General features: G+C 41.4%; 22 protein-coding genes and 1 pseudogene. 9 read left to right on the top strand and 14 right to left on the bottom strand.

Features of this window, described 5'->3' with window-relative positions; all coding sequences use genetic code 11:
• Window positions 1-44: 44 nt before the first annotated feature.
• A complete protein-coding gene (locus NFU46_RS05105; protein WP_217874698.1) occupies window positions 45-1,268 on the bottom strand; it encodes an EAL and HDOD domain-containing protein in 1,224 nt (407 codons plus the stop codon).
• A gap of 371 nt (window positions 1,269-1,639) precedes the next feature.
• Between NFU46_RS05105 and putP the strand changes: the two genes are divergently transcribed.
• The gene (gene putP / locus NFU46_RS05110; protein WP_054562154.1) at window positions 1,640-3,151 is read left to right on the top strand and encodes a sodium/proline symporter PutP; all 1,512 of its coding nucleotides are present in this window, start codon (window positions 1,640-1,642) and stop codon (window positions 3,149-3,151) included.
• Window positions 3,152-3,213: 62 nt separating this feature from the next.
• Here the strand turns inward: putP and NFU46_RS05115 are convergent, their stop codons facing one another.
• Window positions 3,214-3,516 carry a YebG family protein gene (locus tag NFU46_RS05115; RefSeq protein WP_251600284.1) on the bottom strand — a complete coding sequence of 101 codons (303 nt, stop codon included), beginning with the start codon at window positions 3,514-3,516 and terminating at the stop codon, window positions 3,214-3,216.
• 246 nt (window positions 3,517-3,762) lie between these two features.
• On the opposite strand from NFU46_RS05115, the gene NFU46_RS05120 reads away from it, so the two are divergent.
• A complete protein-coding gene (locus NFU46_RS05120) occupies window positions 3,763-4,056 on the top strand; it encodes a helix-hairpin-helix domain-containing protein (protein WP_054562153.1) in 294 nt (97 codons plus the stop codon).
• Window positions 4,057-4,084: 28 nt separating this feature from the next.
• On the opposite strand, the gene NFU46_RS05125 is transcribed toward NFU46_RS05120, so the two are convergent.
• The 3 genes from NFU46_RS05125 to NFU46_RS05135 form a co-directional block, all read right to left on the bottom strand.
• The gene (locus NFU46_RS05125; protein ID WP_055197970.1) at window positions 4,085-4,387 is read right to left on the bottom strand and encodes a DUF6170 family protein; all 303 of its coding nucleotides are present in this window, start codon (window positions 4,385-4,387) and stop codon (window positions 4,085-4,087) included.
• Window positions 4,387-4,905, bottom strand: a complete 519-nt coding sequence (dsbB, locus tag NFU46_RS05130) for a disulfide bond formation protein DsbB (RefSeq protein WP_175079245.1) — start codon at window positions 4,903-4,905, stop codon at window positions 4,387-4,389. The genes NFU46_RS05125 and dsbB overlap by 1 nt, the downstream gene beginning before the upstream one ends.
• A 129-nt stretch (window positions 4,906-5,034) precedes the next feature.
• Entirely contained in the window at window positions 5,035-6,186 is a 1,152-nt protein-coding gene (locus tag NFU46_RS05135; protein ID WP_251600287.1) for a chorismate mutase, read from the bottom strand.
• Window positions 6,187-6,520: 334 nt separating this feature from the next.
• On the opposite strand from NFU46_RS05135, the gene NFU46_RS05140 reads away from it, so the two are divergent.
• Entirely contained in the window at window positions 6,521-9,520 is a 3,000-nt protein-coding gene (locus NFU46_RS05140; protein WP_251600290.1) for an EAL domain-containing protein, read from the top strand.
• A 26-nt stretch (window positions 9,521-9,546) separates the two neighbouring features.
• On the opposite strand, the gene NFU46_RS05145 is transcribed toward NFU46_RS05140, so the two are convergent.
• Window positions 9,547-9,876 carry a translation initiation factor gene (locus NFU46_RS05145; protein WP_055020714.1) on the bottom strand — a complete coding sequence of 110 codons (330 nt, stop codon included), beginning with the start codon at window positions 9,874-9,876 and terminating at the stop codon, window positions 9,547-9,549.
• A gap of 133 nt (window positions 9,877-10,009) precedes the next feature.
• Between NFU46_RS05145 and NFU46_RS05150 the strand changes: the two genes are divergently transcribed.
• The 4 genes from NFU46_RS05150 (at window position 10,010) to NFU46_RS05165 (ending at window position 13,954) form a co-directional block, all read left to right on the top strand.
• Window positions 10,010-10,315, top strand: coding sequence for an STAS domain-containing protein (locus tag NFU46_RS05150; RefSeq protein WP_251600292.1), 306 nt, complete (start codon window positions 10,010-10,012; stop codon window positions 10,313-10,315).
• On the top strand, window positions 10,315-11,985 hold the full coding sequence (locus tag NFU46_RS05155; protein ID WP_251600295.1) for a fused response regulator/phosphatase: 1,671 nt from the start codon (window positions 10,315-10,317) through the stop codon (window positions 11,983-11,985). The genes NFU46_RS05150 and NFU46_RS05155 overlap by 1 nt, the downstream gene beginning before the upstream one ends.
• 45 nt (window positions 11,986-12,030) lie before the next feature.
• A complete protein-coding gene (locus NFU46_RS05160; protein ID WP_251600298.1) occupies window positions 12,031-12,690 on the top strand; it encodes a GAF domain-containing protein in 660 nt (219 codons plus the stop codon).
• A gap of 73 nt (window positions 12,691-12,763) precedes the next feature.
• Window positions 12,764-13,954: an amino acid aminotransferase gene (locus NFU46_RS05165; RefSeq protein WP_251600301.1), complete on the top strand. Its 1,191-nt coding sequence runs from the start codon at window positions 12,764-12,766 to the stop codon at window positions 13,952-13,954.
• Window positions 13,955-14,033: 79 nt separating this feature from the next.
• Here the strand turns inward: NFU46_RS05165 and NFU46_RS05170 are convergent, their stop codons facing one another.
• The 8 genes and pseudogenes from NFU46_RS05170 to NFU46_RS05205 all read right to left on the bottom strand — a co-directional run bounded on the left by NFU46_RS05170 (window position 14,034) and on the right by NFU46_RS05205 (window position 22,258).
• Entirely contained in the window at window positions 14,034-14,783 is a 750-nt protein-coding gene (locus NFU46_RS05170) for a DUF3379 family protein (protein ID WP_055197974.1), read from the bottom strand.
• A pseudogene (locus NFU46_RS05175) lies at window positions 14,783-15,331 on the bottom strand (sigma-70 family RNA polymerase sigma factor); the annotation flags it as partial. The gene NFU46_RS05170 and the pseudogene NFU46_RS05175, both read right to left, overlap by 1 nt.
• Before the next feature lie 78 nt (window positions 15,332-15,409).
• A complete protein-coding gene (locus NFU46_RS05180; RefSeq protein WP_251600304.1) occupies window positions 15,410-17,059 on the bottom strand; it encodes a BatD family protein in 1,650 nt (549 codons plus the stop codon).
• Window positions 17,053-18,930, bottom strand: a complete 1,878-nt coding sequence (locus NFU46_RS05185) for a VWA domain-containing protein (RefSeq protein WP_251600307.1) — start codon at window positions 18,928-18,930, stop codon at window positions 17,053-17,055. Before NFU46_RS05185 ends, NFU46_RS05180 begins: the two co-directional genes overlap by 7 nt.
• Before the next feature lies 1 nt (window position 18,931).
• A complete protein-coding gene (locus NFU46_RS05190; protein WP_175082361.1) occupies window positions 18,932-19,918 on the bottom strand; it encodes a VWA domain-containing protein in 987 nt (328 codons plus the stop codon).
• Window positions 19,911-20,351, bottom strand: a complete 441-nt coding sequence (locus NFU46_RS05195) for a DUF4381 domain-containing protein (protein WP_251600310.1) — start codon at window positions 20,349-20,351, stop codon at window positions 19,911-19,913. The genes NFU46_RS05190 and NFU46_RS05195 overlap by 8 nt, the downstream gene beginning before the upstream one ends.
• A 2-nt stretch (window positions 20,352-20,353) precedes the next feature.
• On the bottom strand, window positions 20,354-21,298 hold the full coding sequence (locus tag NFU46_RS05200) for a DUF58 domain-containing protein (protein ID WP_058586362.1): 945 nt from the start codon (window positions 21,296-21,298) through the stop codon (window positions 20,354-20,356).
• Between the two features lie 3 nt (window positions 21,299-21,301).
• Window positions 21,302-22,258, bottom strand: coding sequence for a MoxR family ATPase (locus NFU46_RS05205; protein ID WP_055020720.1), 957 nt, complete (start codon window positions 22,256-22,258; stop codon window positions 21,302-21,304).
• A gap of 336 nt (window positions 22,259-22,594) precedes the next feature.
• On the opposite strand from NFU46_RS05205, the gene fadI reads away from it, so the two are divergent.
• Together fadI and fadJ are read left to right on the top strand one after the other, a co-directional pair.
• Window positions 22,595-23,905 carry an acetyl-CoA C-acyltransferase FadI gene (gene fadI / locus NFU46_RS05210; protein ID WP_054553218.1) on the top strand — a complete coding sequence of 437 codons (1,311 nt, stop codon included), beginning with the start codon at window positions 22,595-22,597 and terminating at the stop codon, window positions 23,903-23,905.
• Window positions 23,905-26,130: a fatty acid oxidation complex subunit alpha FadJ gene (gene fadJ / locus NFU46_RS05215; RefSeq protein ID WP_251600313.1), complete on the top strand. Its 2,226-nt coding sequence runs from the start codon at window positions 23,905-23,907 to the stop codon at window positions 26,128-26,130. Before fadI ends, fadJ begins: the two co-directional genes overlap by 1 nt.
• The last annotated feature ends 35 nt before the right edge of the window (window positions 26,131-26,165 follow it).

Below are 26,165 nucleotides of genomic sequence, written 5' to 3' on the forward strand. Positions count from 1 at the left end.
GCAATTGCTGGCATTTTTAATATCAATTGAGGGGTTGGTATTTATTAGTCGCCAAACACACTCATCTGCTCATTAGACCAACTTAGAGCATCGTGATAAGCATCAGGTACTTCTTCAGGTTTGAGCCCTAACTGTTGCTGAATCTCTTTTGCGTTGTCCCAATCTGCCTGTTCATAGAACTTAACAAGTGATAAGTAAGTTGCCAGCAAACCTTCACCATGAAGAAGGGCACCTTTTATTTCATTCGTTAATGGCAGTTTGCCCATAACGCTTGGCATATCTTCATCCAAGATAGCATCCATTAATGACATCATGCCTGTTAAGAATGCCATCCCGGTATCACGTAATTTACCATGACTGATTGCTAGTAATTCAGCAAAACGGGCGCGGGTTAGTGATAAACGTATTAACTCAGCAGGTTTATCTGCGGCAACTTGCGCAGCAAATAAAAGTGATAAGAAACGTTTGATTTCTTCACTACCTAAAACAATAAGTGCTTGTTTAATCGTGCTTATTTCGGCGCGGCGTTTAAAAGCAGCTGAATTCGAGTAGCGAAGCAGTTTGTAAGATAAGTTAACATCACGCTCGAATACCTCAGTGATTTTTTTGAGGTTTAAATCCATGCTTGACGTTTCATACAATAGCTCGGCAAGGGCCATCTCTGAGGGTGGTAAGGTTTTGCTTTGAACCATCTCAGGTTTTGAAAAGAAGAAGCCTTGAAAGTAACTAAAGCCCATTTCCAGAGCCAGCTGGTATTTCTCGTAAGTTTCGACTTTTTCGGCAAGCAACTTGATGTGCGGGTGAGGTTTTATTGCCTCAATAACTGCTTCAATTGACTCTTTGTCTGTGGTTAAAAAATCAATTTTGATCATATCGATAAACGGATAAAAATGACGCCACACAGGTTGATGTATGTAATCATCAAGGGCTAGAGTATAGCCACGCTCTTTTAAATCTTTAACCAGTGCAAGTAAACGCTTGCCAGGTTGAATAGTTTCAAGAATTTCGACAACGACTTGCTCTTTGCCCAATAACAGAGGGTAACCTTTTTGGAGCGTCTCTAAAGTGAAATTAATGTAAGCTGGTTTGTTATCCGTTAAATCTTCTAAACCAAAATTAAACTGACTACCTTCAATGAGCCGTGATGTTGCTTCATCGCCATCAATGTCTGGAAACACGTTATCTACGCCATCCCTAAATAGGAGTTCGTAGCCGACAAGTTTCTTTTCCTTATCTAAAATAGGTTGGCGTGCAGCGTAAAAATACATAGTCCTGGCATGTCCACTTCGGTTAATTCATTTATCCATCAGCAATATATGTCATTGTGCCTGAAATAGCATTAATTAAATGCGAATAATTGAGGATAAATACTGATTTTATTTTTACCTTAAGACTAGGATAATTTGTAATTGAATTCTATAACTTGCGATTAAATATCATATTTTTGTTATAAAAAGGTTGAAATTGTAAACTCTGTCACTGATCGGCTTGATTGGAGTTGTGGGGCAGAAGCGTGTTATAGTCATGGATGATATCGGTTTTTACCCCAATAATGTCTTAAAATTAAATAACTTGCGAGTCATTATTCGGATTAAAAGCCAACATTAAACAACTTTTGGAGGCTAATTTGGAAACAGGAATGATAATTTCGTTAGCAATGTACTTCATCGTCATGCTGGGGATTGGGCTGTATGCTTATAAGCAATCTACCGACGATGTATCAGGCTATATGCTAGGTGGTCGTAATTTATCACCAAGTGTTGCTGCGCTTTCAGCTGGCGCATCAGACATGAGTGGTTGGCTGCTAATGGGTCTACCGGGTGCAATGTATTTGTTTGGTTTAAGCAAGGTTTGGATTGCCATAGGTCTAGTACTCGGTGCTTGGGCTAACTACTTCCTAGTCGCGCCTCGTTTACGTGTTTACACAGAAAAGGCGAATGACTCAATCACCATTCCAGATTACTTCGCGAACCGCTTTGATGATAATAAAAATATTCTGCGTGTGATCTCTGCGATTGTAATCATTGTTTTCTTCACCTTGTATACCTCATCAGGTGTTGTTGCAGGCGGCAAGTTGTTCGAAAACTCATTTAATATGAGCTACGAAATGGGTCTGTACATCACAACAGGTGTTGTCGTGTTATATACCTTGTTTGGTGGCTTCTTAGCAGTGAGCCTGACTGACTTTGTACAAGGCTGTATCATGTTTATCTCGTTGCTGGCTGTGCCAATTGCAACGTTTACCATGCTTGATCAGCCAGTTATGGATACACTTGCAAATGCACGCTATGACTTATTATTAAGCTCACCAAAAGAATCAGAAATTCATGCACTTAATATGATGGATTGGTTTGCAGGTGGTTCAACGATAGCGATTATTTCTGCCATGGCATGGGGCCTTGGTTATTTTGGTCAACCACATATTATTGTGCGTTTTATGTCTGTGCGCTCTGTGAAAGATATGCCGACGATGCGCCGTGTGGGTATGTCGTGGATGACGCTTTCTGCTATTGGTGCTGTGCTAACAGGTCTATTTGGTGCTGCTTATATGCTTGAAAACCAAATGCCAATTGATGATAAAGAAACGATTTTCCTAGTGTTGTCTGAGCTTATCTTCCACCCTTTAATTGCCGGCTTCTTATTGGCAGCTATTTTAGCGGCGATTATGAGTACTATTTCATCACAGTTATTAGTTTGTTCAAGCTCACTAACCGAAGATTTTTATAAGATTTATTTAAACCGTAGTGCATCTCAAAAAGAGCTGGTTTTAGTAGGTCGTATTAGTGTTATTTTGGTTGCTCTATTTGCTATTTACCTAGCCTATGACCGCGATAGCTCTATCTTAGATTTAGTGAGTAATGCATGGGCTGGTTTTGGTGCTGCATTTGGTCCACTCGTATTACTGAGCCTTTACTGGAAGCGTATGAACTTACAAGGCGCTATTAGTGGTATGGTTGTTGGTGCTGCAACAGTGCTGTTTTGGATTTACGCGCCAATTACAATTGATGGCCAAGCATTAAGTGCAATCATTTATGAGATTGTCCCAGGCTTTATTTTATCAACAATTGCTATTGTTGTTGTTAGCCTTACAACTGCTGAGCCGAAAAAAGAAATTACAGACTTATTTGATGAAGTTGAGTCGTCACTGTAGTTTTTGATTAAACACAAAAAAGGGCAACATCTGTTGCCCTTTTTTATGATCTAAATTTGCGTTTAGCTTGCCGCTTTTTCTGTTATATCAGCAACGTTGTCGTCTGACTTTGCTTTTTTAGGCTTAGCTGGGGCGTCTTTTGCACCTTTAAGTACCGCCATAAATTGGTCTTTTTCTTTTGCCATTTCAAGCGCCAGTGACTCAATTTGTTGCTCGCTTAATGGTACATCAACTTTTTCAAGCATTAGTTCTAATGACTCAGCAATGTCGAGCATTTTGTCATACGCATCAGCTTCTTTCTTAGTAGTAAACGTCATGCGCTCGACTCCGTTTCTTTCTACAACATATTTAACAACAACAGCCATGATTTCTCCTGCATTTAAGCGTGGCATTTGCAGCGCAATACCGCTACTTTGATTACTGTTTTTATATACAGTAATGCTTCGAGGCTTACTTTGCAAGTAACTTGAGAAAAATTTTATTTAACAAATTTGACAATAGTAGGGACATTAGCTTTATTTAAATTGTTACCCAAAGTTAAACACAAGCGATGGAGTGAGTGTTGGGTAATAGCTAACTATCTGTCCAAGATGGACATCATGGAGGAAATTATGAAATTACTATCAAGTATTTTACTTGCCACAAGTATTGCGTTACTACCTGCTACATCGGCATTCGCCGTTAAACCAACAGAAGCAACACAAGTTAAAATGCAAAAGCTCAGTATAAACAAAGCCAGCATAGATCAACTTACTCAATTACCGGGTATTGGGGAGTCAAAAGCTAAAGCAATTGTTGAGCACCGCAAAAAACAGGGACCGTTTAAGTCGGTAGAGCAATTAAAAGAAGTAAAAGGAATAGGCGATAAGCTATTTGCTAAACTTGAGGGGAAAATTACATTATAAACAGCAGGCTATACACCTAAACAGGGCGTTATTCGCCCTGTTTAAATTCATCGATAGCTTTGTCTAAATGCGCTAATGCGAACATGTTTTCGATAGGTGTTGTAATAAGTGGGTAACTTAAGCCTGCTAACAACAACCAAGGAATAAGCATCCAACCTTCAAAGTAGGCTAAGCCTAAAAATAATGGCGCTAAAAAAGCAAGCTTACAAACCGATAAAATGATCTTTTTGCTTGGACTTAAATGAGCCAAAGCAAGAGCAATTATTTGCTGACGTTGCCTTACTTTAAAGCTTTTTAAAGCAGGGATTTGACTAGTAAAAAAATAAATCATTATAGCGACTTTTTGCTCACTAATCGGCTAACTAAAACAGCCACAAATACCACTGAAAATGCTGCAAAAATCACTTCCATCCATGCTGGCATACTCATAGAAGCAAACTGCCAATCGATATTTCCGCAATCACCAGTAGCGGCAAAGAAGCTAGGGATCCATTCATGCAGGGGCATAAAACTTGGGAAGTTAGGTTCAAATGCACAGCTAAATGCAAAAGGGTCAGTATTGTTTTGCATTGCAATGTGTTCTTTGGCAATAAAGTAACCCCAAATTGCAGAGACACCCCAAGTGGCAAATGCGACTAAGCGAACAACCATATTTTGTGGGTTAATTGCACCCATCACACCTGCTGCAAGTAAACCTAAAACAGCGGTACGTTGGTAAATACACATGATGCATGGCTCAAGGCCCATGTTGTATTGAAAAAATAACGCAGTGATTTCAAATGCGAGGGAAATAACGGCTAATAATAACCAAGGTGTTCTTTTAGTTGCTAATTCTGCTAACCAATTCATGAAAGTTCCAATTTCAAATTGTTTTCAAGATTATGCTTAGACAGGGCATTGGGTGCAAGTATCTAAGATGAAATTATACGAAAAAGGAGCCAACCAGCTCCTTTTCATTAATCATATCTAGGCTGGCTGTTACACACTAACAGCTTGCAAAGACTCACTTTGATAACAGCCTAATACACGTGTGTACTGGGTGTGTTCTTTTAGCTCTTCAAGCGCTTGCTTAACATGCGAGTCATCAAGGTTTGCTTCAAGGTCAACATAAAACACCTCTTCCCATGGGTTTCCAGGTACTGGACGAGATTCCAATTTTACCAGGTTAATTTGATGTTGTTTAAAAATCATCAAGGCATCAGCCAATGAACCCGCTTGTTGTTTGGTGGCCATAATTAAACTAGTTTTTGTTGGAATTTGCTTAGATACTTGCAACGGGTTACGCGCGACGACAATGAAGCGGCTATGGTTTTCGCTTTGGTTTGCAAGGCCAGACTTAACGACTTCTAAACCTACATTTTTACCTGCTTGTGCTGAGCCGATAGCGGCGCTGTTTGCAGTTTCAACCGCTGATTGTAATGCATGGAAGGTTGAGTCACAGGTTTCATGTTGAATATCACCTAAACCTTGAATGAAGCGGCTACATTGAGCAAAAGGCTGTGGGTGAGCAAAGATTTTATTAATGTGAGAAAGCTCAGTACCTGGCATTGCTAATAAACAATGTTCAACGCTATGAGTGACCTCACCGACAATTGATACTTGCGCATGTTGTAATAAATCGAACACTTCATTGATACTACCTGAACTGGTGTTCTCAATAGGCAGTAAGCCAAAATCAGCTTGGCCACTTTCAACTTTACCCGTGATTTGATCAAAGCTCGAGCAGCCCATCTCAATCACTTTACCTGGGCGACGGCTGAAATACTTATGACAGGCTAATTGGCTATAAGAGCCTTGACCACCTAAATATGCAACACGATGACTTTCGCTCATTGCTTCAGGGTTTAGATTCTTTTGTAGCATGGCTTGCTGGTTCAAAACAGAATCTTCAAGTATGGTTTGGAACACATTATTGATGTAGTACGCATCTAGACCAAGTGACTTACCATAATTAATAAGTTTTTCGAGTAATGCTTGTTCGCGAGCTTCATCGCGAATTGGTTTGTTATTTGCAATTTTATATTCAACTACGCTGTGGCTAATTCGGCGTCTTTTAGCCAGTAATACCAGTAAGTCGGAATCTATTTCATTAATATCGTGTCGTAACGCATTTAATGTATCAATGCTCATGTTGGTTTCCTCATTCCAAAACAGTGCACAAACAAAAAAGCCTCCCAAGAGGGAGGCTTTAGCTATTCGGTGAATTTATCTCGCAAACAGTTAAGCCTCCTCTATCTAAAGAAGCTAAAAAACGAAAAGTAAGTGCGAGAGATAATTTGTTTCATTGAACTAATGTAAAAACACTTGTATGTAAAGTCAACTGCCTATCGCAGCTAATTTAGAAAACATCGGTGTTTACTCAGAAAATTCATTTATATTTATAAAAAATTTATAAATATAAAAATGAATCTGGTATATTTGTTTTTGCACAATAAATAATAACAATTATTAATAAGGTAGTCCTGTGGTGTATCGACGACCGCCATCACGTTTTGGTGTGAATTCATTAAGTATGAAATTGTCGCTGCTGATCTCTGCAATATGTTTGATTGCGGGTATATGTGCTGCGGCTTTAATGCTTAAATCTGAAGAAAAACAGCTTGTTTTTGAAGAGCACGAACTTTTAAAGCACTCTAGTGAACGCTTGAGTCGTCAATTTAACCGCCTGATCAAAACTAAAATCAACATTGCCGAGCAGGCGAATAACGTCGTAAGCAGCCAACTACTTCAAAACGAATCGCATTTACAAAGTAAACGTAGTGCAGATATCAAATTTGCCGTCGATGGCAGTATCCGTAGTACCTCAGAAGATGGCTTATCGGCTGCCTTTATCCCTCAAGATAATTATTCTGAATTTTATAAACAGCTTATAAACGATTCTGAGTCACTCTGGAAAATAGTTTCACCGACCTTAATCCAAGACTTCTTTAATTTTTACTTAGTTACTAAAGATAACTTTATTCGTATCGCGCCACCAAACTGGGCGTTGAATGTCCCCGGTGACTTTGATTTCACCAAAGACGAAACCTTCAATTACGCTCAGGCTGCAACTAACCCCAGTCGTGAAGCTGTTTGGTCAAAAGTCTATTACGACAGAATTTGGCATAAATGGGTGGTGAGTGTGCTAGTGCCTATTTACTTCGAAAACGAATTTTTTGGAGTAACAGGCAGTGATATTGCTCTTGAAACTTTATTGGCACAACTACCTATTGGCGACCGTGAGCAACATCTATTGGTGTTTGATGCTAAAGGTCAGCTATTAGCTCACCCTGATTTAGATAAAACAACGCTTGAGCAATATGGTCGAGAAGATAAAAAGTTACTTACCGAAGATTTTGTTAATCCTGATCTGCAAAAGCTAGTCTCTGAAACTATTCGTTTAAAATTACCAGAATCTGCAAATTCATTTGTACAAGATGGCGAAACTCACATTATCAATATTCGTAAAGTGGAAAACCTAAACTGGTATATTGGTATTTACAAAAAGCGCTCGTCGGCACTTTCTGCGCTTGAAGAGTTAAAAGTAAAATTCTTCGGCTTGTTTATCCTGTACGCAATTTTAGTTGCCTTGTTATTGCATCAAGCACTTTATCAATTAGTACTGCGTCGTATTCATTCGTTGGTTAATGCGGTGGTTAGTTTTGGCAAAGGGCAATTACAAACAGAGTTTCCAAAGGCCAATAAAGATGAAATTGGCACGCTTAATGGCTCGTTTAAAGATATGGCTATTGAAATACGTAAGTTGATTGATGGCTTAAACCAACGCATTAGCGAAAAAGAAATCGCTGAAAAAGCGGCGAATCGTTTATCTAAAGCTGTGGCCTTCTCGGGCACCGGGGTGGTGATCACTGACCAAGACTTTGAAGTTAAATATGTGAACCCTAAAATGGTTGAAATGACTGGTTTCGAGGAGCGTCATTTCATTGGCTCGCCGCTATTGAATGTTATTTCCCAAGAAATGGCGATTTTAGTCGATGACATTGATATCGATTTACGTAGCCGCAATTATTGGCGCGGGGATACCTTATTACAAGCTAATGATCGTCAATCTGTTTGGGTTTCGCTAAGTATTTCACCAATTCGTGAAGATGGTGGTGAGATCACCAGTTACGTGGCATCTGCTCAAGATATTTCGTTTGTGAAAGAAAGCCAACGTAAAATGGAGCAACTGGCTTACTTTGATACCTTAACTGGGCTTGCTAACCGTACTTTCTTCAGAATGCAGCTGCGCAAGTCAATGGCACTCGCTGAGCGTGGTCATTATGCATTTGCCTTGTTTTATTTTGATTTAGATGAATTTAAACGTATCAACGATACGCTAGGACATGATGCAGGGGATCAGTTATTAGTAGAAGTGGCTAATCGCTTGAAAAAGCGTTTGCGTACCGAAGATACAATAGCGCGTTTAGGCGGTGATGAATTCGCGGTATTATTAAGTGGTATTGAGCATCAAACACATGCCATGGAAGTGGCTAATACGATTCAGCGCACACTTAATGAACCTATCAAGTTAGGTAACAATGAAGTGATCATCAGTGCCAGTATTGGTATCACAATGGCACCATTTGATAGCCAAGAAGAAGATCAGCTACTTAAACATGCCGACCTTGCGATGTATGAAGCAAAAGCGAAAGGGCGTAATACTTTCCACTTCTATAGCCAAGAGCTAAATGCTGCAGCAAACGAGCGCTTATTCATTGAAAATGAGCTTCGTACTGGTATTCGCGAAGGGCAGTTTAGGGTTTATTATCAGCCACAAGTGGATTGTCGTAATAACCAAGTGGTTGGCTACGAAGCACTTATTCGTTGGTTCCATCCTAAAGAAGGTATGATCCCACCAACTAAGTTTATTCCTATTGCTGAGGCAACTGGTTTAATTGTTGAATTAGGCGCATGGATACTGCAAGAAGCGTGTGAGTTTGCTGCACGTTTAGCAAGCCAAGACTTAAAGAATAATATTTCAATCAACCTGTCGGCACGTCAATTTAAAGATGCCAACTTGGTGTCGACACTGGATAAGATCATCAAGCAAACAGGTGTTGAGCCTAAACGCTTACACCTTGAGCTAACAGAAAGTATGCTAATGGGGCATGTTGAAGCCGCTATTTTACAACTGCATCAGTTAAAAGCCTTGGGTGTATCAATTTCAATCGACGACTTTGGTACTGGCTATTCTTCACTGAGTTACCTAAAACGTTTCCCTGTGGATATTTTGAAAGTTGATCGCTCGTTTGTGAAAGATATTCCACAAGACAGTAATGATATGGAAATTACCGCTGCGATTATTGCTATGGCACAAAAGCTAAAGCTTAACGTTGTTGCCGAAGGAGTGGAAACTATCGAGCAGATTGAGTTTTTACAAAACAACAACTGTTATATTGTGCAAGGTTACTACTATAGTAAGCCTATCCCTGAAGATGAGTTGCCTGCACTTTATGAACAGCTCAACTCGTTGAATTCATAAAATACAGAACGCAAAAAAGGGGGGGATTAGCCCCCTGCAATTTTAACTTTAAACTTTAGTCCTTCGAGAATCGCTTTTAGCTTATCTCTGTCATCACCTTGAACTTCGATGATACCGTCTTTTACTGCACCACCTTGGCCCATTTTACTTTTAATGGTTTTGGCTAATTTTTTTAAGTCGTGCTGCTCGCTGTCGATACCAACAACTAACATCACGCCCTTACCTTTGCGTCCTTTGGTTTGACGTTCAATGCGTAAAAAGCCGTCTTTAAAAATTTTACCTTGGCTTGGTTTACTTTCTTTAGGTTGCTCAATGCGACCCGTAGCAGTTGAATAAACTAGATTATTTTCGCTCATAGTGGATCTCGTTATAGAAGCTTGGCTAAATGATAACAAATTTCATCCTAAGTGTTTTAATTTTTGGCTTATTTGTTTTAAGCGGTTATATTTAGTTAAGTATCAGGAAAGATTTGTTTATTAGGAGTTTATTATGAGTTTAACGCGCAGCACTTCTGCTGATGGCGCTATATTAACCGTACAAATCAAAGGAAAATTTGATTTTAATTTGGTGCAATCTTTTCGTCAGGCCTACGCCGATCTCAACGACAATATCGATAAAGTGGTTATAGATCTCAGAGAAACAGATTACATGGACAGCTCTGCGTTAGGTATGTTGCTGAACATGAAAAAAAACCTATCAGGCAAAGTTGAAACAATTCAAATTAGTAACTGCCAACCGCAACTGAAAAAAATCCTGCAAATTTCACGTTTTGATAAAAAGTTCGATATTGATTGATGCTTAATATTCTGGTTGTAGACGATCTTGCCTTAAATCGTCGCTTATTAACCGTGATGTTAGAGCAGCAGGGCTACCGTGTTTATACCGCTGAGAACGGTCTTGTTGCTTTAAATCTGCTCGAAGAACACACCATTGATATTGTGTTACTCGATGTCATTATGCCTGTGATGGACGGCTTTGAAACCGCAGCGATTATCAAAGAGCGCTTTAGCCAAGTTTACTTACCGATTATTTTTATTACCTCATTAGAAGACGAAGCGAGCTTTGAGCGTTGCTTATCGGTTGGTGGTGATGACTTTTTGCATAAGCCGTTTCAAGAAGTGATTCTTAACGCGAAAATTAAAGCGCATAGCCGGATCCGTAATTTAAGCCAAAAGGCAAGAGAGCAAAATCTACAACTTGAATATCATCAAAATCAAGTCGAACGCGAACATGAAATTGTCGAACATATTTTTAATAACGCCCTCGAAAATCAACAATCCTTTCCAAAGCATTTAGACTTTCATTTATCACCTGCGGCTATGTTTAATGGTGATATGTTTTTGGTAGCACAAAGCCCAATAGGTAGCTTATATTGCATGCTTGGTGATTTTACTGGTCATGGTTTAGCTGCTGCAGTAGGTGCTCTCCCTGCTTCAAGAGTATTTTATACCATGGTGGGTAAGGGCATGTCGGTAAGTGATATTGCTGCAGAAATTAACTCAGTATTAGGTAAATTACTGCCCGGCCACATGTTTTGCGCCGCGACCATTATAGAGCTCAGCAGTACCGGAAAAAGTGTTTCGGCATGGCTTGGCGGCTTACCCGATACCTATATCATCAACCAAAATGGTGAAGTTATTAGAACACTAGAATCTCAGCACATGGCACTGGGTATTTTAGAAGAAGATGAATTTGAACGTGCCCTTATTCATATTGAGGTTGAAGACACATGCCGTATTGTCATGGCGACTGATGGTATCATTGAAACGACTAGCCCACATGACGAGTATTTTGGTGAGCACCGCTTTAAAAAGGTACTCGCTTCAAAACCGGCTATTTCTACTGAGCAAGTACTTGAGCGAGTCAATAAATTTGCCCGTGGTAATAAACAACAAGACGACTTGAGCCTAGTATTATTAAATTGCTTACCAATGCGTGAGCCTGAGCAAAAGTCTGAACAGCTATCCGCATTACCTTTTAACTTTTCATTGAGCCTAAACTCAAAGCAAATCAAAAGCACCGATCCGGTGCTGGAAGTCGTTGATGTAATAAGCAAAGTAGCTGGGTTAAACGCTCATCGCGCTAATATCTTTTTGATACTCTCAGAGGCTTACAATAACGCCTTAGACCACGGCGTGTTAGGCCTCGACTCAGAGGTTAAAAATCAAGAAGATGGTTTTTTAATTTATTATCAACAGCGTGAAGAGGCATTAGCTAATTTAACCGATGCCTTAATCATTATTGATATTCGCTATTGCCCAGAAGAACTTGCTTTATATTTTACTGTTTGCGACTCAGGAAATGGTTTTAGTAAAGATCAGGCAAATCAACAAAGCCTTGCAAGAGAGCATGGTAGAGGCTTGTGCTTGCTTGGGGAAGTAGCTTCAAAAGTGACCTTCAATAGTGCAGGCAACCAAGTCGAAATTTATTATCAATTAACAGCAAGCAGTACTAGCTCACACTAAAATCGCATGTTATCATTCTGGCATTATAGATGTTTGGATGGCCAAATGATTTCTAACTACTTATCGACAGCTCAGCTTGCATTATCAGAAAATTTGGTTGCTGAGCAATTATCAAACCTTGAACATTATCTTGCAGAGTCAGCTTTACCAGCAGTGCGTTGGGAGTATCAAATTCCTGAGCTAGGCGAGGGTGGTGCGTGTAGCTTGTTTGGCTACTTACAAGATGAACCATTCAAATTAAATGATTATGTTGCCGATAATGCTACCAATACTGAAAAACTGGCTAAGCTGCAGCAAATTATCGATTTTGTTGTTGCCCAAACTCAAGTTGATTGGTTTGGTATTTATCAAGCGACAGAGACTAATGAAGGTTCTCAGTTATTAAAGCTGGTTTATCATGGTGCACCGAGCCGTCCATTATTCCCGCTAACTGAAGCGTTTGCTAAAGGTAGTAACAATGTTCAAGTTGCGCTTTCTAAACAAGGGCGTGTGATCAATAACGTAGCCGATTACCTTGCACAAGGTGGTGAGTATTATACTTGCGACCCGAAGGTGAAAGCCGAGACTTGTTTACCATTATTATCAGACAAAAATGAATGCTTAGGTATTATAGATGCAGAAGCATTTAATAATGATTTCTTTGATCAGCAAACCCTTGCATTACTTGTGGCTTGTTGTATTAAAATTCCTCAACTCTTGGTCTAATTTAACTAGTAATCAGGCTGGGTTTTTATGTTAAGCTAGTGGCAACGCTAACCCCTATAAAAAGAGATAGTCAATGTTCTCAGAATTAAAACCATTACCAACAGATCCTATTCTTGGCCTAATGGCGGCCTTTAAACAAGATACAAACCCAAAGAAAATTGATTTGGGCGTAGGTGTTTATAAGGATGAGCAAGGCAATACGCCTGTATTAAAAGCGGTTAAAAAAGCGGAAGCGTTTCGTTTAGAAAACGAAACCAGTAAATCGTACATTGGCTTGGCAGGTAACCTAGATTACTGTCAAAAAATGGAAAACTTATTACTGGGAGAGCATCCAGCACTTTTAGCTAACCGTGTTCGCACTGCACAAGCACCAGGTGGTACAGGTGCATTACGTGTTGCAGCTGAATTCATCAAGCGTTGCAATAAAGATGCGACAGTATGGGTAACTACGCCAACGTGGGCAAACCACATCAGCTTATTTGAAGCGGCGGGCTTAACAGTAAAAGAATACCCTTACTATGATTACGAAAATAAAGACCTTTTATTTGATGACATGATCAATACCCTTAAGCAAGTGCCTAAAGGTGATGTTGTGTTATTCCACGCATGTTGTCACAACCCAAGCGGTATGGATTTAAATGCTGAGCAATGGAGCACAGTTGCTGATCTTGCTGTTGAAGTTGGTTTTACGCCACTGGTTGATATTGCTTACCAAGGTTTTGGTTCAAGCCTTGAAGAAGACGCAGCGGGTCTTCGTAAATTAGCAGCAGCGGTAGATGAGCTAATTATCTGTTCTTCTTGTTCGAAAAACTTCGGTCTATACCGCGAGCGTATCGGTGCATGTTCAATCATCGCTAAAGATGCTGCGACTGCTGATATCTCAAACTCTGTATTATTAAGCGTTGTACGTAGCATCTATTCAATGCCTCCTGCACATGGTGCTGATATTGTTAGCACGATTTTAGGTAGCACTGAGCTGACGCAAATGTGGCATGACGAGCTTGATGAAATGCGTGATCGTATTAATGGTTTGCGTACTTTAATCAAAGAAAGCTTAGCAGCGAAAGGTATTGAGCAAGACTTCTCATTTATTGACCGTCAAAATGGTATGTTCTCATTCCTAGGTATTAATAAAGAGCAAATCGAGCGCTTACAAAAAGAGTACTCAATCTACATTGTTGGTTCTAGCCGTGTAAACGTTGCTGGTATCAGTGATGCAAACATTGATTACTTTGCAAATGCAGTAGCAGACGTTTGTAAGTAACCTGCTTTATAGCGATAAAAAAACCGCAGTGTGACTGCGGTTTTTTTATGCCTGTAATATGTGTTACTACGAGTAGGTATTAATGCAGCCAGCGAATGGCGTCATTGATCATACTGTTGTAGCTATCAAGTGGAGCGCCAATACTCGCTATTAAGATAGTATCCGCTCGCTCACCACGGTTGATGTGGCCAGCGAAACGCTCATCATTGAAATCGTCAGAGCCAGTGCCAAATGGTTGCTCGTCAGAAGGCACAATGAAAACCGTCATTGGGCCAAAATCAGACTCAAACACCAAGTGCAGGCCTTTTTTGCCTTGAAAGTCACAAAACATTAAATAGGTTACTTTACCTGGTAGCTCATCTAAATGTCCGCCAATGGTGGCAAACTTTTCGTTCACATAGGCAAGGTCTATGGCTTCATGTTTATCTAGCGAGCCTATCTCATGGTATAGGTGCGCAAAGGCATGCTCACCCACGCTGTATAACGTATGTTGTTTGTTAGTGACAAAGAACACACTAATTGCTACTAAAAACGACGCTGCAGCGGCTAAATACAAGCGGTTAAAGGCAAAGCGCGACTTAGCCTCAATAATGGTGTCTAGTGGCTGCTCTGATGGCGCTTCTTCTGCGGCATAGGTATTATCAATAATTCGCTTTGCTAAATTTTCAGGCACGGGGATGTTAAGCGCATTACTTAGTTCATCGTCTAAAGCACGAACATCATCAATAAACGCCTGTTTATCTGTGTCCTGCTCGGCAAACGCTTCAAGTTCCTTATCAATAGTGCTTGGCTCGGCGAGGATGCGGCGGCGAAACTCGAGTTCATCCATTAATTTGATGCTCCTCTAAGTTGATCATCATCACTGCTTAAAGCCTCTTTAAGCTGGTTTCTGGCACGGAAAAGTCGTGTCATGACAGTATTTTTATTTAAATCGAGGATCTGGGCGATTTCATCGCCAGAGCAACCCATTACTACTTGTAAAAGCAGTGGCTCTCGATACTCTTGTGATAACTTTCCTATTTGTCGTTGAATCACTGTTTGTTCCATTTCAGCATCAAGGGTTGTACTTTGTTCATCTACAAGGGTGTCGTTTTCAACATCGGCGTAATCAAATTGTTTACGTTCAAAGCGGCGTGCGTTCTCGCGGCGCAAAATAGTTAACAGCCAAGGTTTGACTGCTTGTTGATCTTGCAGTGAATCCAAGGCACGCCAAGCCCTCAGGAAGGTTTCCTGCACTAAGTCTTCAGCAATGTTCTGATCACGACACAACCAATACGCAAAGCGAAAAAGCTCACTGTGGTAGACATGAACCAGCGCTTCATATCGCTTTTGTTTTTCTGTCATAGTAACTAAGACCTGCCTATCAGAAAAAAACTTTCTGAGATTATTATTTTTTTCTTAAAAAAACGGCTAATTCAAGATTAGCCGTTTATATTCAACCTATTAGGTTAATAGTTAATCGTAAAGATTTTTTAATTCAGTATCAATACTTGTCGATTTAGTGTGCTTTGTTGCTTGGCTTAGCAAGCTGACGATTAAACTTAAATCAACCTGTTCATCTGCTGAACTATAAAGTTTAGTGCGTAATTTAGCAATTTCATCATTAAGTTGTATGTTTTTTAGTGATGCTAGTAAACATTCGATGGCCGCAGCATCTTTACCAGTCTGCTGTTTTGCATAAAGGTTCAATGCGTTATAAAACCCTGAGCTATTGTTTTGCTTTGCAAATTGCTTAAGCTCATTTAACGATACTGATGAACCACTGGTAGGTAATGGCTCAGCTGCCGACTGTTGAGGGCGCTTTTTAATGTAAAGCACTAAGGTGATTAACCAAAGTCCATAGCCGACAATTGCCACGATAATAAGCCACACAGGGGTCGTAACTTGCGTAACGGTTTGTGCATTAGTTGGCGTATCACTCGGCTCATTAGAGCTTGTGGTTTGCGGCTCTGCGATAGCAGGGGCTGTTGGTGTGAGTGGATTTGTACTTGGTACAACGGTTAGTGTGCGTGCAGGTATGGTTGCGTAGCTAATACGATTGATTTTAGTATTAAACCAAGGCAGCTTTATTTCAGGCAATGTGTAAGTGCCCGGTGTTTGCGGTAATAAAGCATAAGAAGCCGTTTGCTGTGAGATAACACGGCCATCACGTACCAGATGATTACTCTCTTTTTCATCAGGGTAACTTCTAAAACCTTGCACCTGCGGCATATCGATATCAGGAAGTTGCTCTTTAGTAACCCCTAATGCAGTTAAGGTGATAGTTCGAGTGATTGGCGTGCCAACTTCAACGGTGTCATCTTTTGGCTGCCATTGCTCATCAAGGTTAACCAGTTCACTTGGTAGCCATGCACCTGTATAGTTATCTGGAATTGGCTTGATTTCAACATCAACATCTTCGCCCATCGCTGACACAGCCATTTGGCGATAGTTTTGACGAATACGGCCGTTGAACACAGGTGCTGTAATAGTATTTACGCCACTTTTTTGTGGCTGCACTAAGTACTCACGGGTGATCACTAAATAGCGTTTGCCATCAATTAACTCATAGTCTTCAGATTGCTTGTTAATTGGGGTTAGCTCAGCGTTTTCCATTTCTGGCGTAGTTAAGTTGCCATCAAGCAATTCTTTGTTGTTGTCTAAATACAATTTAACCGTATAAACACCGGCTTCTTGCACGTATAAGCTACTTGGCTTGATGCTTGTTTTAATGAAGGCTTCTTTATTTTGCTCTGAGGTTTGACTGCGTTTAGCTACCGTTAGCTCAATCGGTTTTGAACTGACACCAGCTACAGTAAATGCAGGGATGGTATAAGTGCCTTCTTTGCGGGTCATCAGCTTTACAGACCAGTTAGTTTGCTTACTGATTTCACCATTAATAATATTAGTGCGCGAGCTGACACTGGTTGGCCCTACAACAAAGTCTTTTAATAGCACAGAAGTGTCTGGTTGTTCGCTGTTAATAGAGTCGTCTGCTGAGATGGTTAAAACAAAAAACTCACCGGCAAGGACAGGGTTTTTATCAACACTTGCCTGTAGCTGGGTGGCAGCCCATAGCGGCGCTGCCGCGATTAGCAATAAACAACATAATAATCGCATTACCATGATTTTTCGGCTCCTCGTGGACGACGTTGGTAGTTTCGTTTTTGTGCTTCTAATTGCATTTTATTTCTTAATAAGATCGCAGGATCATCGGGAACTTTACGCAGCAGCTGGTTAAGTTGCTGGGCTTTTTCTTTCTCTTCATTGGTCAGTTCAGCAGCTTGTGCCTGCATAGCCTGTTGCTCTGCTTGCTGTTTAGCTTGTTCGTCGCTTTGCGATGGCTGTGGCTGGGCCTCTTGTTGCTCGGGAGCTTGCTCTGGCTGTTGTTCTCCAGATTGTGACGACGTGTCTGCTTGTGATTCCATTTCAGGTTTGTTTTGCTGGTCATTATTAGATTCGCTTTGCTCACCTTTTTGATCTGATTGCTCACCTTGCTCTGAAGGTTGTTGGCCATCTTGCTGCTCACTCTGCTCTGAGTTTTCACCTTGCTGTGAATTTTCACCCTGTTGCTTTTGCTGGTTATCTTGCTGGCCATCAGAGTTTTGTTGATCATTGTTTTGCTGTTGATCTTGTTGCTGCTGTTGTTGCTCTTGCTGCTGCAATAACTGTTCTACGAGGGCTTGGTTTTCTTTTGCCTCAGTGAAGTCATTTTTAAGCTGTTGGGCTTGCTTATAAGCTTCTATGGCTTGTTCTAGCTCACCGGCCTTAGCAAGGGCATTACCGTAGTTGTACAAACCCGTTGCAGATTTATCTTCACTAAACGCATCCATGGCCGCTTGGTAATTACCTTGCTGATAAAGAGCTGCGCCTTTTAATTGCGTGTTTTGTGCTTGGGCGGCTTGTTCAAATTGATCTTGCTGATAGGCATCAAGTGCCCGTTGGTCTTGGTTCTTAAACACCTCAGGTAATTCAGCGGCGTAAACCTGTTGCTGAGGTAATAGCATAACAAACAAAAAGCCAACCACTAGGCTACTACGGCGAATTAAAAAGAGTGCTAACGGCAATAAAATAATCAGGCCGTAAATACCTGCATCAACTCGCCATAACGCTTGGCTTTGCTTCTCATCTTTGAGTACTTCAGCATTGGCAGTGGGGGCAAATGTTTGAATATCTTTATTACTGGTTTGATACAGTGCAAATTTGCCACCGCTATTACGTGCAAGCGAGCTTAAACGGCTGACATTAAGCGTTGGAATCACAATCTGCCCTTGTATGTCTTTTAAAAAGCCTCCTTCAGGTAGCTTAATCGGCGCACCTTGCTCTGTGCCAACGCCGTAGACATTTAAACGATAATTAGACTGAGCGGTAAAGCGGCTAATATCTTCTTGATCTAGGCTATCAACTCCATCGGTGACTAAAATAATATCACCATCTAAATAGCCAGCTTGTTTAAGTAAATCGTCGGCTTTTTCTAGGCCTTCAATAACATTCGAACCTTTGCTCGGCATGATATCAGGGCTTAGGCTTGGGATAAGGTTAGCCAAAGTGCTAGCGTCATTGGTTAGTGGCGAAATAGTAAATGCAGAGCCTGCATAAGCCACTAATGCCGTATCACCTTCTTTGAAAAGCTCAATCATATCAAGAGCTTTAAATCGAGCCTGCACTAATCGATTTGGTGCTATGTCGGTACTGAACATGGAGTACGACATGTCCATCACAATAACTCGCGCGTTCTTTGCTTGAAACACCGGGACTTGTTTCTTTTCAAAGCTTGGGCCTGCTGCAAAAACGATGGCTAATAGAGTAAATACAGCAACTAGCCAAAGCGGTTGGCTTTGTTTTTTATGATTGCCGTTCATTACAAACTGCGCCAAATGGGGGGCAATTAAATCAGCTGGGGCGCTTTTTTTGTTGCGTACCAACAGCACACTAAAAATAATCAGCGCGGGGATTAATAACCAAAGTAGGGCAGGGCGAATAAATTCAAAATCCATACTAGCTCTCCTGCTTAAATTGGCGAATAAAACTGACAAGCATTGCTAAGCTTATTAAGCCTAGCGCCACAAGCAGTGGAATATAAAACAATGAAATTTGTGGGCGGAACGTTTGTTCATCGCTACTAATTGGCTCAAGCTTATCGAGCTCTTGGTAAATTTGCTGTAAACCAGCCACATCTTTTGCTCTAAAGTATAAGCCGCCGGTTTGCTCGGCAATACGCTTGAGTAGGCTTTCATCTAAGTTACCGCCACTCATACCACCCATATTAAATAGGCTGAAACCACGAGGGTTATCAGAGCCAACACCTATGGTATATACTTTAATGCCTTCTTCGCGGGCTAACAACAGGGCATCTTCTGGGTCAAGGTTACCCGCGGTATTTTGACCATCGGTTAATAGTACTACGATACGGTTACTTTCATCCTTATTAGCGAAACGCTTCACCGATAAACCTAATGCATCACCAATGGCTGTTGCTCTACCTACTAGACCAATTTGTGCTTCACTGAGCATTTGGCTTACGGTTTTAACATCACGAGTAAGAGGCGTTTGTAAAAATGCGGTATCACCAAATAAGATAAGACCTAGGCGGTCACCTTGACGCTGTTCAATAAAGTCACTGAGTACAGCTTTTACCATGGTAAGCCTATCAACATATTGATTCTGGTAGGCCATATCTTGCTCTGTCATAGAGCCAGATAAATCCACCGCCAGCATAATATCGCGGCCTTCATTAGGCAGCGTGATAGGTTCATCAAGCCAAGTTGGGTTTGCAATAGCGACAACTAAAGAGACCCAAACAGCCCATTCGAGCAATGAAACTTTGCGACTATGTTGCTGTACTGCCTGATTATTTAAGCCAAGCTTAGCAAAGCCCGGAATACGTAAACGTAACTGCCCTTGCTGCTTTAACGGCATAAAGCGGCTTAATATCCAAGGCAGAGGTAAAAGCACAAAACACCATGGCCAACTAAACTCAAACATTAATTGGCTCCTTGAGTTTAAAGTTGCTAATGGCACTGCGTAATTTAGCCCCGAGCTCAGCATTATTACTTTGTTGTTGATAAAGCGGCATCAATTCGTCGTAACTAAAGTTATCGCCACTTAGTTTCGATAAACTTTCAGACCACTTTGCCAAGGGCTGAGAAGCAAGCTGATTGCTGTAATAATGGCGAGTTAAGCGTTTTAAAATAATGTGTAGCTCTTGCGCGTCATCATCACTAAGGGTTTTACTTAACTTAATGGCTTGCTTTTTGGCTTTTTTAAATTGCTGGTTTTTATATAAAAGCACTAAGCTGATAATTAATAACGAACCAACTAAGGCAATGATCAGCCACCAAATTGGAGCAAGTGGCCACCATGCAACCTCGGTCGGTGCAATGACATCATGTAAGCCATCTAGCGGATTTTTTTGCATTGTTACTTTCTCACTAATTGCAGCTCAAGAGGAGTGGCTGCACTGAATGAAATTAAACTAAGCCCAGATTTTTGTAAGCGTTTTAATCTGTTAGAAAACGACTCTTCGGCAGACTTAGCAAAGCGCTCGCGAAATTGCTTATCCATTAGTGGTAAAGCAAGTTCTTGGCCATTTGCCGACACAGTCACCGTTTGTTTGAAAGCTGGTAGCTGGTGCTCGAACGGATCACTAATATGGCAGCCAATCAATTCACAGTGCCTGCTCAGCATTTCAAGTTGTTTGAAGCTGGCTTCATCAAGGGCACTAAAATCAGAAACGATATAAACCAAGCTTCCTGGTTTTGCTAAATGATTAAGGCGTTTAAGGTTTTCGCTAAATAAGCTGGTGGCTGTTTTATCGATATTAGTCAGAGCCTGGCTGTGAATATCACATAAGTTGTGACAAAGCTTTAACACTGCTTTTTCTCGAGAGGTCGGTTTTAATTCGTGATGACCTTGCTGATTAAACACCAAGCCACCAATGCGATCACCTCGTTGACACGCCGACCAAGCAACCAATGCGCTAATGTGCGCTGCTTGCACTGACTTCAACAGTAACTTTGAGCCAAACAGCATCGAGTTAGAAAAGTCGGTAAATACAAAAACAGGGCGTTCTTTTTCTTCTTGAAACAGCTTAGTGTGGGTTTCGCCAGTCCGTGCAGTAACACGCCAGTCGATAGAGCGTATGTCATCACCGGCTTGATAATGACGCACCTCGGCAAACTCCATACCACGCCCTTTATGAGGTGCAAGGTATTGCCCAGCTAAGCTGTTTTTGATTTTTACTTTGGGCGCAAGTTCTAGCAAGCGAGCTTTGGCTTTGTAATACATCAACTCTTTGAGTGATAAATTGACGCCTTGACTATGACTCGCTGCTAACCACGCCGCTGTATCAAATTGGCTCGACATAGCTTATGGCACTGCCACCAATTCTAAAATACGGCTGATCACATCGTCTTTACTGATGCCATCGGCCTGTGCTTCGTAACTTAAGATAATACGGTGACGCAATACATTATGCAGCACTGCTTGAATATCATCTGGGGCAACAAAGTCACGGCCTTCAAGCCAAGCATGCGCGCGGGCACACTTATCAAGGGCAATGGTTGCACGTGGGCTTGCGCCATATTCAATCCAGCGACCAAGTTGCTCATCAAGCTCAGCTGCTTCACGAGTGGCAACAATTAACTGTACTAGGTATTTCTCAAGCGGCTCAGCTAAATACAAACCTAATATCGCTTTACGGGCAGCAAATAGCTCACTTTGACTAATTTGTTGTGTCGTTGCCTGCATATCAGAAATAGCCTCGCCACGGGTTAGGCGTAGGATATCTAATTCGTGTTCAGCACCCGGATAATCAATGCTCAAATGCAATAAGAAGCGGTCAAGCTGAGCTTCAGGTAGTGGGTATGTGCCTTCTTGTTCTAGCGGGTTTTGGGTTGCCATAACCATAAATAGATCAGACAGTGGATAGGTGTTTTTACCAACCGTTACTTGGCGTTCAGCCATGGCTTCTAGTAGGGCTGATTGCACTTTAGCAGGAGCACGGTTAATTTCATCAGCCAAAATTAGGTTATGGAATAACGGGCCCTTTTCAAATACGAACTCACTGGTTTGCTGGCGATAAATATCGGTACCAGTTACATCTGCAGGTAATAAGTCTGGGGTAAATTGCACACGTTGGAAACTGCCTTCAACGCCTTTCGCTAAGGCATTGACTGCACGCGTTTTCGCAAGACCCGGAGGGCCTTCAACTAATAAGTGGCCATCTGCCAAAATTGCGATTAACAGTGCTTGAGTTAATTGTGGTTGGCCGATAATTTGCGTGTCTAGGTATGATTTTAATTGTGAAAATGCGTTAACTGCCATAATAAAGAGACTGTCCTAAAAGCGTGAGTCAAAAATTGTTTTTGTTATGCGCCAATGAGTTATATTCAGTACCGATAAATTCTCTGCGCGGTACCGTGGTGGGGCGCTATTAACAAGTTATAAGGATTCAAAAGTTATAACACAAGTGTTAGACACAAAATCCTCAAATAGTTCGTTATTTTTTAAGGATTTTTAGCCTACCATATAAATACGGTGTTTTTTTGTAAATAGGCCGAAAAAAGCCTATGGTTGAAAACTTACTATTGGCATTCGTACACGGGTTGTTTTAGAATCAGGAAAAACAAACAGGTCAGACCTGTCAGCGGGAGAGCATAAATGTCTGAGCAAAATATACTTAAAACAGCAAAAGGCGATCGTATCGCTATCGTTAGCGGCCTGCGAACGCCATTCGCAAAGCAAGCCACAGCATTCCATCATGTACCAGCCCTTGATATGGGTAAGTTAGTTGTCAACGAAATGCTTGAACGACTTAACTTTGATAAATCTGAAATTGACCAACTTGTATTTGGACAAGTAGTGCAAATGCCAGAAGCGCCAAACATTGCCCGTGAAATCGTATTAGGTACGGGTATGCCTGTTTCTGTTGATGCTTATTCTGTTTCGCGTGCGTGTGCGACAAGTTTCCAAGCCATTGCTAACGTAGCCGAGTCAATTATGGCAGGCTCAGTGCAAGTAGGTATCGCTGGTGGTGCTGACTCATCGTCTGTATTACCTATTGGTGTTAGTAAAAAATTAGCGGGCAGCCTTGTTGATTTAAACAAAGCACGTACGCTTGGTCAGCGATTAAAGATTTTCTCTAAACTACGTCTAAAAGATTTACTTCCTGTACCGCCTGCGGTCGCTGAGTACTCTACTGGCTTATCTATGGGTCAAACGGCTGAGCAAATGGCGAAAACACATAGCATCAGCCGTGAAGATCAAGATGCCTTAGCACATCGTTCACACACCCTTGCAAGTCAGGCGTGGGCTGATGGTAAACTGAAAGACGAAGTAATGACTGCCCATGTTGCACCTTATAAGAGCTTTATTGAGCAAGATAATAACATTCGTCATAACTCAACGGTTGAAGGCTACGCGAAATTAAAACCAGTATTTGACCGTCAGCACGGCTCAGTGACTGCAGCTAACGCAACGCCATTAACTGATGGTGCCGCTGCGGTATTAATGATGAGTGAGAGTAAAGCCAAAGCATTGGGTTACGACATTCTAGGTTATGTACGCAGTTTTGCTTTCTCAGCAATTGGTGTACATGAAGATATGCTAATGGGTCCGGCGCACTCAACGCCAATTGCCCTAGATAGAGCAGGTATCACATTAGCTGATTTAGATTTAATCGAAATGCATGAAGCATTTGCAGCGCAAACACTGGCTAATATGAAGATGTTTGCGTCAGATAAATTTGCACAAGAAAAGCTAGGTCGCAGCAAAGCGATCGGCGAAATTAACATGGACAAGTTCAATGTATTAGGTGGCTCACTTGCATACGGTCACCCATTTGCGGCAACAGGTGCGCGCCTGATCACGCAAAGCTTACATGAACTTAATCGTCGCGGTGGCGGCTTAGCGCTTACGACTGCGTGTGCAGCGGGTGGCTTAGGCGCAGCCTTTGTATTGGAGAGTGCGTAATGACAGATTCAGTATTTAGTTTATCAGTGGCAGATGACGGCGTAGCCGTTGTAACCATTGATGTGCCGGGTGAGAAAATGAACACCCTGCGCAGCAGTTTTGCAGAAGATTTAAAAACCTTACTTAAAGACGCACAAGCGCAAGCAGTAAAAGGCATGGTATTTATCAGTGGTAAAAGCGATAACTTTATCGCCGGTGCTGATATTAAAATGCTTGATAGTGCCAATAGCCGTGAAGATGCATTAGCGTTAAGCGAAATGTGTCAGCAAGCATTTTTCGATATGAAAAAGCTGCCTTTCCCAACAGTGAGTGCTATTCATGGTGCTGCATTGGGTGGCGGTTTAGAGTTTGCTTTAGCTTGTGATTATCGCGTGTGTTCAGACAGCGATATCACTAAGCTTGGTTTGCCAGAAGTACAGTTAGGCTTATTACCTGGTGGTGGCGGTACTCAACGTTTACCTAAATTAGTTGGCTTGCAAAAAGCACTTGAGTGGATGCTTACCGGTAAGCAAGTGCGTGCTAAGCAAGCGAAGAAAACAGGCTTAGTAAATGACTGTGTACCACACAGTGTATTACTTGACGTTGCTAAAGAGTTTGCTCTGAAAGGTAAGGCGAAGGCTACTAAACCTAAGCTAGACCGTTTAAGTCAATTACTTGAGTCAAACCCATTTGGTCGCAATATTATTTTTAAAAAAGCACAAGAAAACGTGCTGAAGAAAACAGGCGGTCACTACCCGGCACCTTTAGCCATTATTAAAGCCGTTCGTGCAAGTGTTGAACTTGATCAGTTAAAAGCATACAAAACTGAAGCTGAAGGCTTTGCCACGCTGGTAATGAGTGATGAGTCAAAAGCATTACGCGGTATTTTCTTTGCAACCACTGAAATGAAAAAAGAGTGGCGTAATGATGATGCGCCAGCAATCGCTAAAGCGGCCGTATTAGGCGGCGGCCTCATGGGCGCGGGTATTGCCCATGTTAGTGCTGTAAAAGCGGGTGTTCCAGTGCGCATTAAAGATGTGGCTGAAAAGGGCATCAGCAATGCAATGAACTACAGCTATAAGATTTTAGATAAAAAGCAAAAGCGTCGTATTTTATCTAAAGCTGATCTACAACAAACCATGAACCGCATTACCGGTACCACCGATTACAGCGGCTTTAAACACATTGATATCGTTATCGAAGCCGTGTTTGAAGATCTTGCTTTAAAGCAAGGTATGGTGGCTGATGTAGAACGTGAGTGCCAAGGCAACACGATTTTTGCAAGTAATACCTCATCATTACCAATTTCACAAATTGCTGCTGATGCAGCACGCCCAGAAAATGTAATTGGTCTTCATTACTTCTCACCTGTTGAGAAAATGCCACTTGTTGAGATCATTCCACATGAAGGTACGTCTGAAGAGACTATCGCACGCGTTGTTAACTTTGCCCGTAAGCAAGGTAAAACACCAATTGTGGTTAAAGATATGGCTGGCTTCTATGTAAACCGTATCTTAGCGCCTTATGTAAATGAAGCGGCTAATTTACTGCTAGCAGGTGAGCCGATTGAAAAGATTGATCAAGCATTGGTTGAGTTTGGTTTCCCGGTAGGGCCTTTAGCGCTTCTTGATGAAGTAGGGATTGATATCGGTTCTAAAATTGCGCCAATCCTTGAAAAAGAATTGGGCGATCGCTTTAAAGCACCTGACGCCTTTAATCGCTTAATCGATTCTAAGCGTTTAGGTCGTAAGACTGGCCGTGGTTTTTATCTTTACGACAAGAAAGATAAAAAAGTGGATGAGTCAGTATACGAGCTACTTGGTGTTACGCCATCACCTCGTTTAAACAAGAGCGAAATTGCTAAACGTTGTGTTGCGCAAATGCTAAACGAAGCGGTGCGCTGTTTAGATGATGGCATTATTGCAAGCCCGCGTGATGGTGATATTGGTGCTATTTTTGGTATTGGTTTCCCACCATTCTTAGGCGGTCCATTTAGCTATATGGATAAACTGGGTGCAGCACAAGTGAGCTCTGAAATGGCGACTTTTGCTAACTACAACCCAATTTTCACACCTTGCGATACGTTAAAAGCAATGGCTGAAAAAGGTGGTCGTTTTTACCAAGCAGAAAGCGAAGAGCCGGCAGTAGTTGAAGCTACGCCTGTCGATCCGGTTGAAGTAACCAAAGAAGTGGTTGAAGACGAGCAAGCGTCAGAAGATGCCGATACAGAAACGACTAAAAGCTAATTCTTTAAATTAGTTAATTTTAAAAGCCCTGCTCA

The organism is Pseudoalteromonas sp. NCCP-2140 (assembly GCF_023708065.1).
In the GTDB taxonomy this organism is placed as follows: domain Bacteria; phylum Pseudomonadota; class Gammaproteobacteria; order Enterobacterales; family Alteromonadaceae; genus Pseudoalteromonas.

What these genes read in the sequence shown, in the direction of transcription:
- NFU46_RS05190 (WP_175082361.1), bottom strand. Translation starts at nt 19,918, where the DNA reads ATGTTTGAGTTTAGTTGGCCATGGTGTTTTGTGCTTTTACCTCTGCCT.
- NFU46_RS05185 (WP_251600307.1), bottom strand. Translation starts at nt 18,930, where the DNA reads ATGGATTTTGAATTTATTCGCCCTGCCCTACTTTGGTTATTAATCCCC.
- fadI (WP_054553218.1), top strand. Translation starts at nt 22,595, where the DNA reads ATGTCTGAGCAAAATATACTTAAAACAGCAAAAGGCGATCGTATCGCT.
- NFU46_RS05135 (WP_251600287.1), bottom strand. Translation starts at nt 6,186, where the DNA reads ATGAGCATTGATACATTAAATGCGTTACGACACGATATTAATGAAATA.
- NFU46_RS05125 (WP_055197970.1), bottom strand. Translation starts at nt 4,387, where the DNA reads ATGATTTATTTTTTTACTAGTCAAATCCCTGCTTTAAAAAGCTTTAAA.
- NFU46_RS05120 (WP_054562153.1), top strand. Translation starts at nt 3,763, where the DNA reads ATGAAATTACTATCAAGTATTTTACTTGCCACAAGTATTGCGTTACTA.
- putP (WP_054562154.1), top strand. Translation starts at nt 1,640, where the DNA reads ATGATAATTTCGTTAGCAATGTACTTCATCGTCATGCTGGGGATTGGG.
- NFU46_RS05145 (WP_055020714.1), bottom strand. Translation starts at nt 9,876, where the DNA reads ATGAGCGAAAATAATCTAGTTTATTCAACTGCTACGGGTCGCATTGAG.
- NFU46_RS05160 (WP_251600298.1), top strand. Translation starts at nt 12,031, where the DNA reads ATGATTTCTAACTACTTATCGACAGCTCAGCTTGCATTATCAGAAAAT.
- NFU46_RS05180 (WP_251600304.1), bottom strand. Translation starts at nt 17,059, where the DNA reads ATGGTAATGCGATTATTATGTTGTTTATTGCTAATCGCGGCAGCGCCG.
- NFU46_RS05195 (WP_251600310.1), bottom strand. Translation starts at nt 20,351, where the DNA reads ATGCAAAAAAATCCGCTAGATGGCTTACATGATGTCATTGCACCGACC.
- NFU46_RS05150 (WP_251600292.1), top strand. Translation starts at nt 10,010, where the DNA reads ATGAGTTTAACGCGCAGCACTTCTGCTGATGGCGCTATATTAACCGTA.
- NFU46_RS05170 (WP_055197974.1), bottom strand. Translation starts at nt 14,783, where the DNA reads ATGGATGAACTCGAGTTTCGCCGCCGCATCCTCGCCGAGCCAAGCACT.
- NFU46_RS05115 (WP_251600284.1), bottom strand. Translation starts at nt 3,516, where the DNA reads ATGGCTGTTGTTGTTAAATATGTTGTAGAAAGAAACGGAGTCGAGCGC.
- fadJ (WP_251600313.1), top strand. Translation starts at nt 23,905, where the DNA reads ATGACAGATTCAGTATTTAGTTTATCAGTGGCAGATGACGGCGTAGCC.
- NFU46_RS05165 (WP_251600301.1), top strand. Translation starts at nt 12,764, where the DNA reads ATGTTCTCAGAATTAAAACCATTACCAACAGATCCTATTCTTGGCCTA.
- NFU46_RS05155 (WP_251600295.1), top strand. Translation starts at nt 10,315, where the DNA reads ATGCTTAATATTCTGGTTGTAGACGATCTTGCCTTAAATCGTCGCTTA.
- NFU46_RS05105 (WP_217874698.1), bottom strand. Translation starts at nt 1,268, where the DNA reads ATGTATTTTTACGCTGCACGCCAACCTATTTTAGATAAGGAAAAGAAA.
- dsbB (WP_175079245.1), bottom strand. Translation starts at nt 4,905, where the DNA reads ATGAATTGGTTAGCAGAATTAGCAACTAAAAGAACACCTTGGTTATTA.
- NFU46_RS05205 (WP_055020720.1), bottom strand. Translation starts at nt 22,258, where the DNA reads ATGGCAGTTAACGCATTTTCACAATTAAAATCATACCTAGACACGCAA.
- NFU46_RS05200 (WP_058586362.1), bottom strand. Translation starts at nt 21,298, where the DNA reads ATGTCGAGCCAATTTGATACAGCGGCGTGGTTAGCAGCGAGTCATAGT.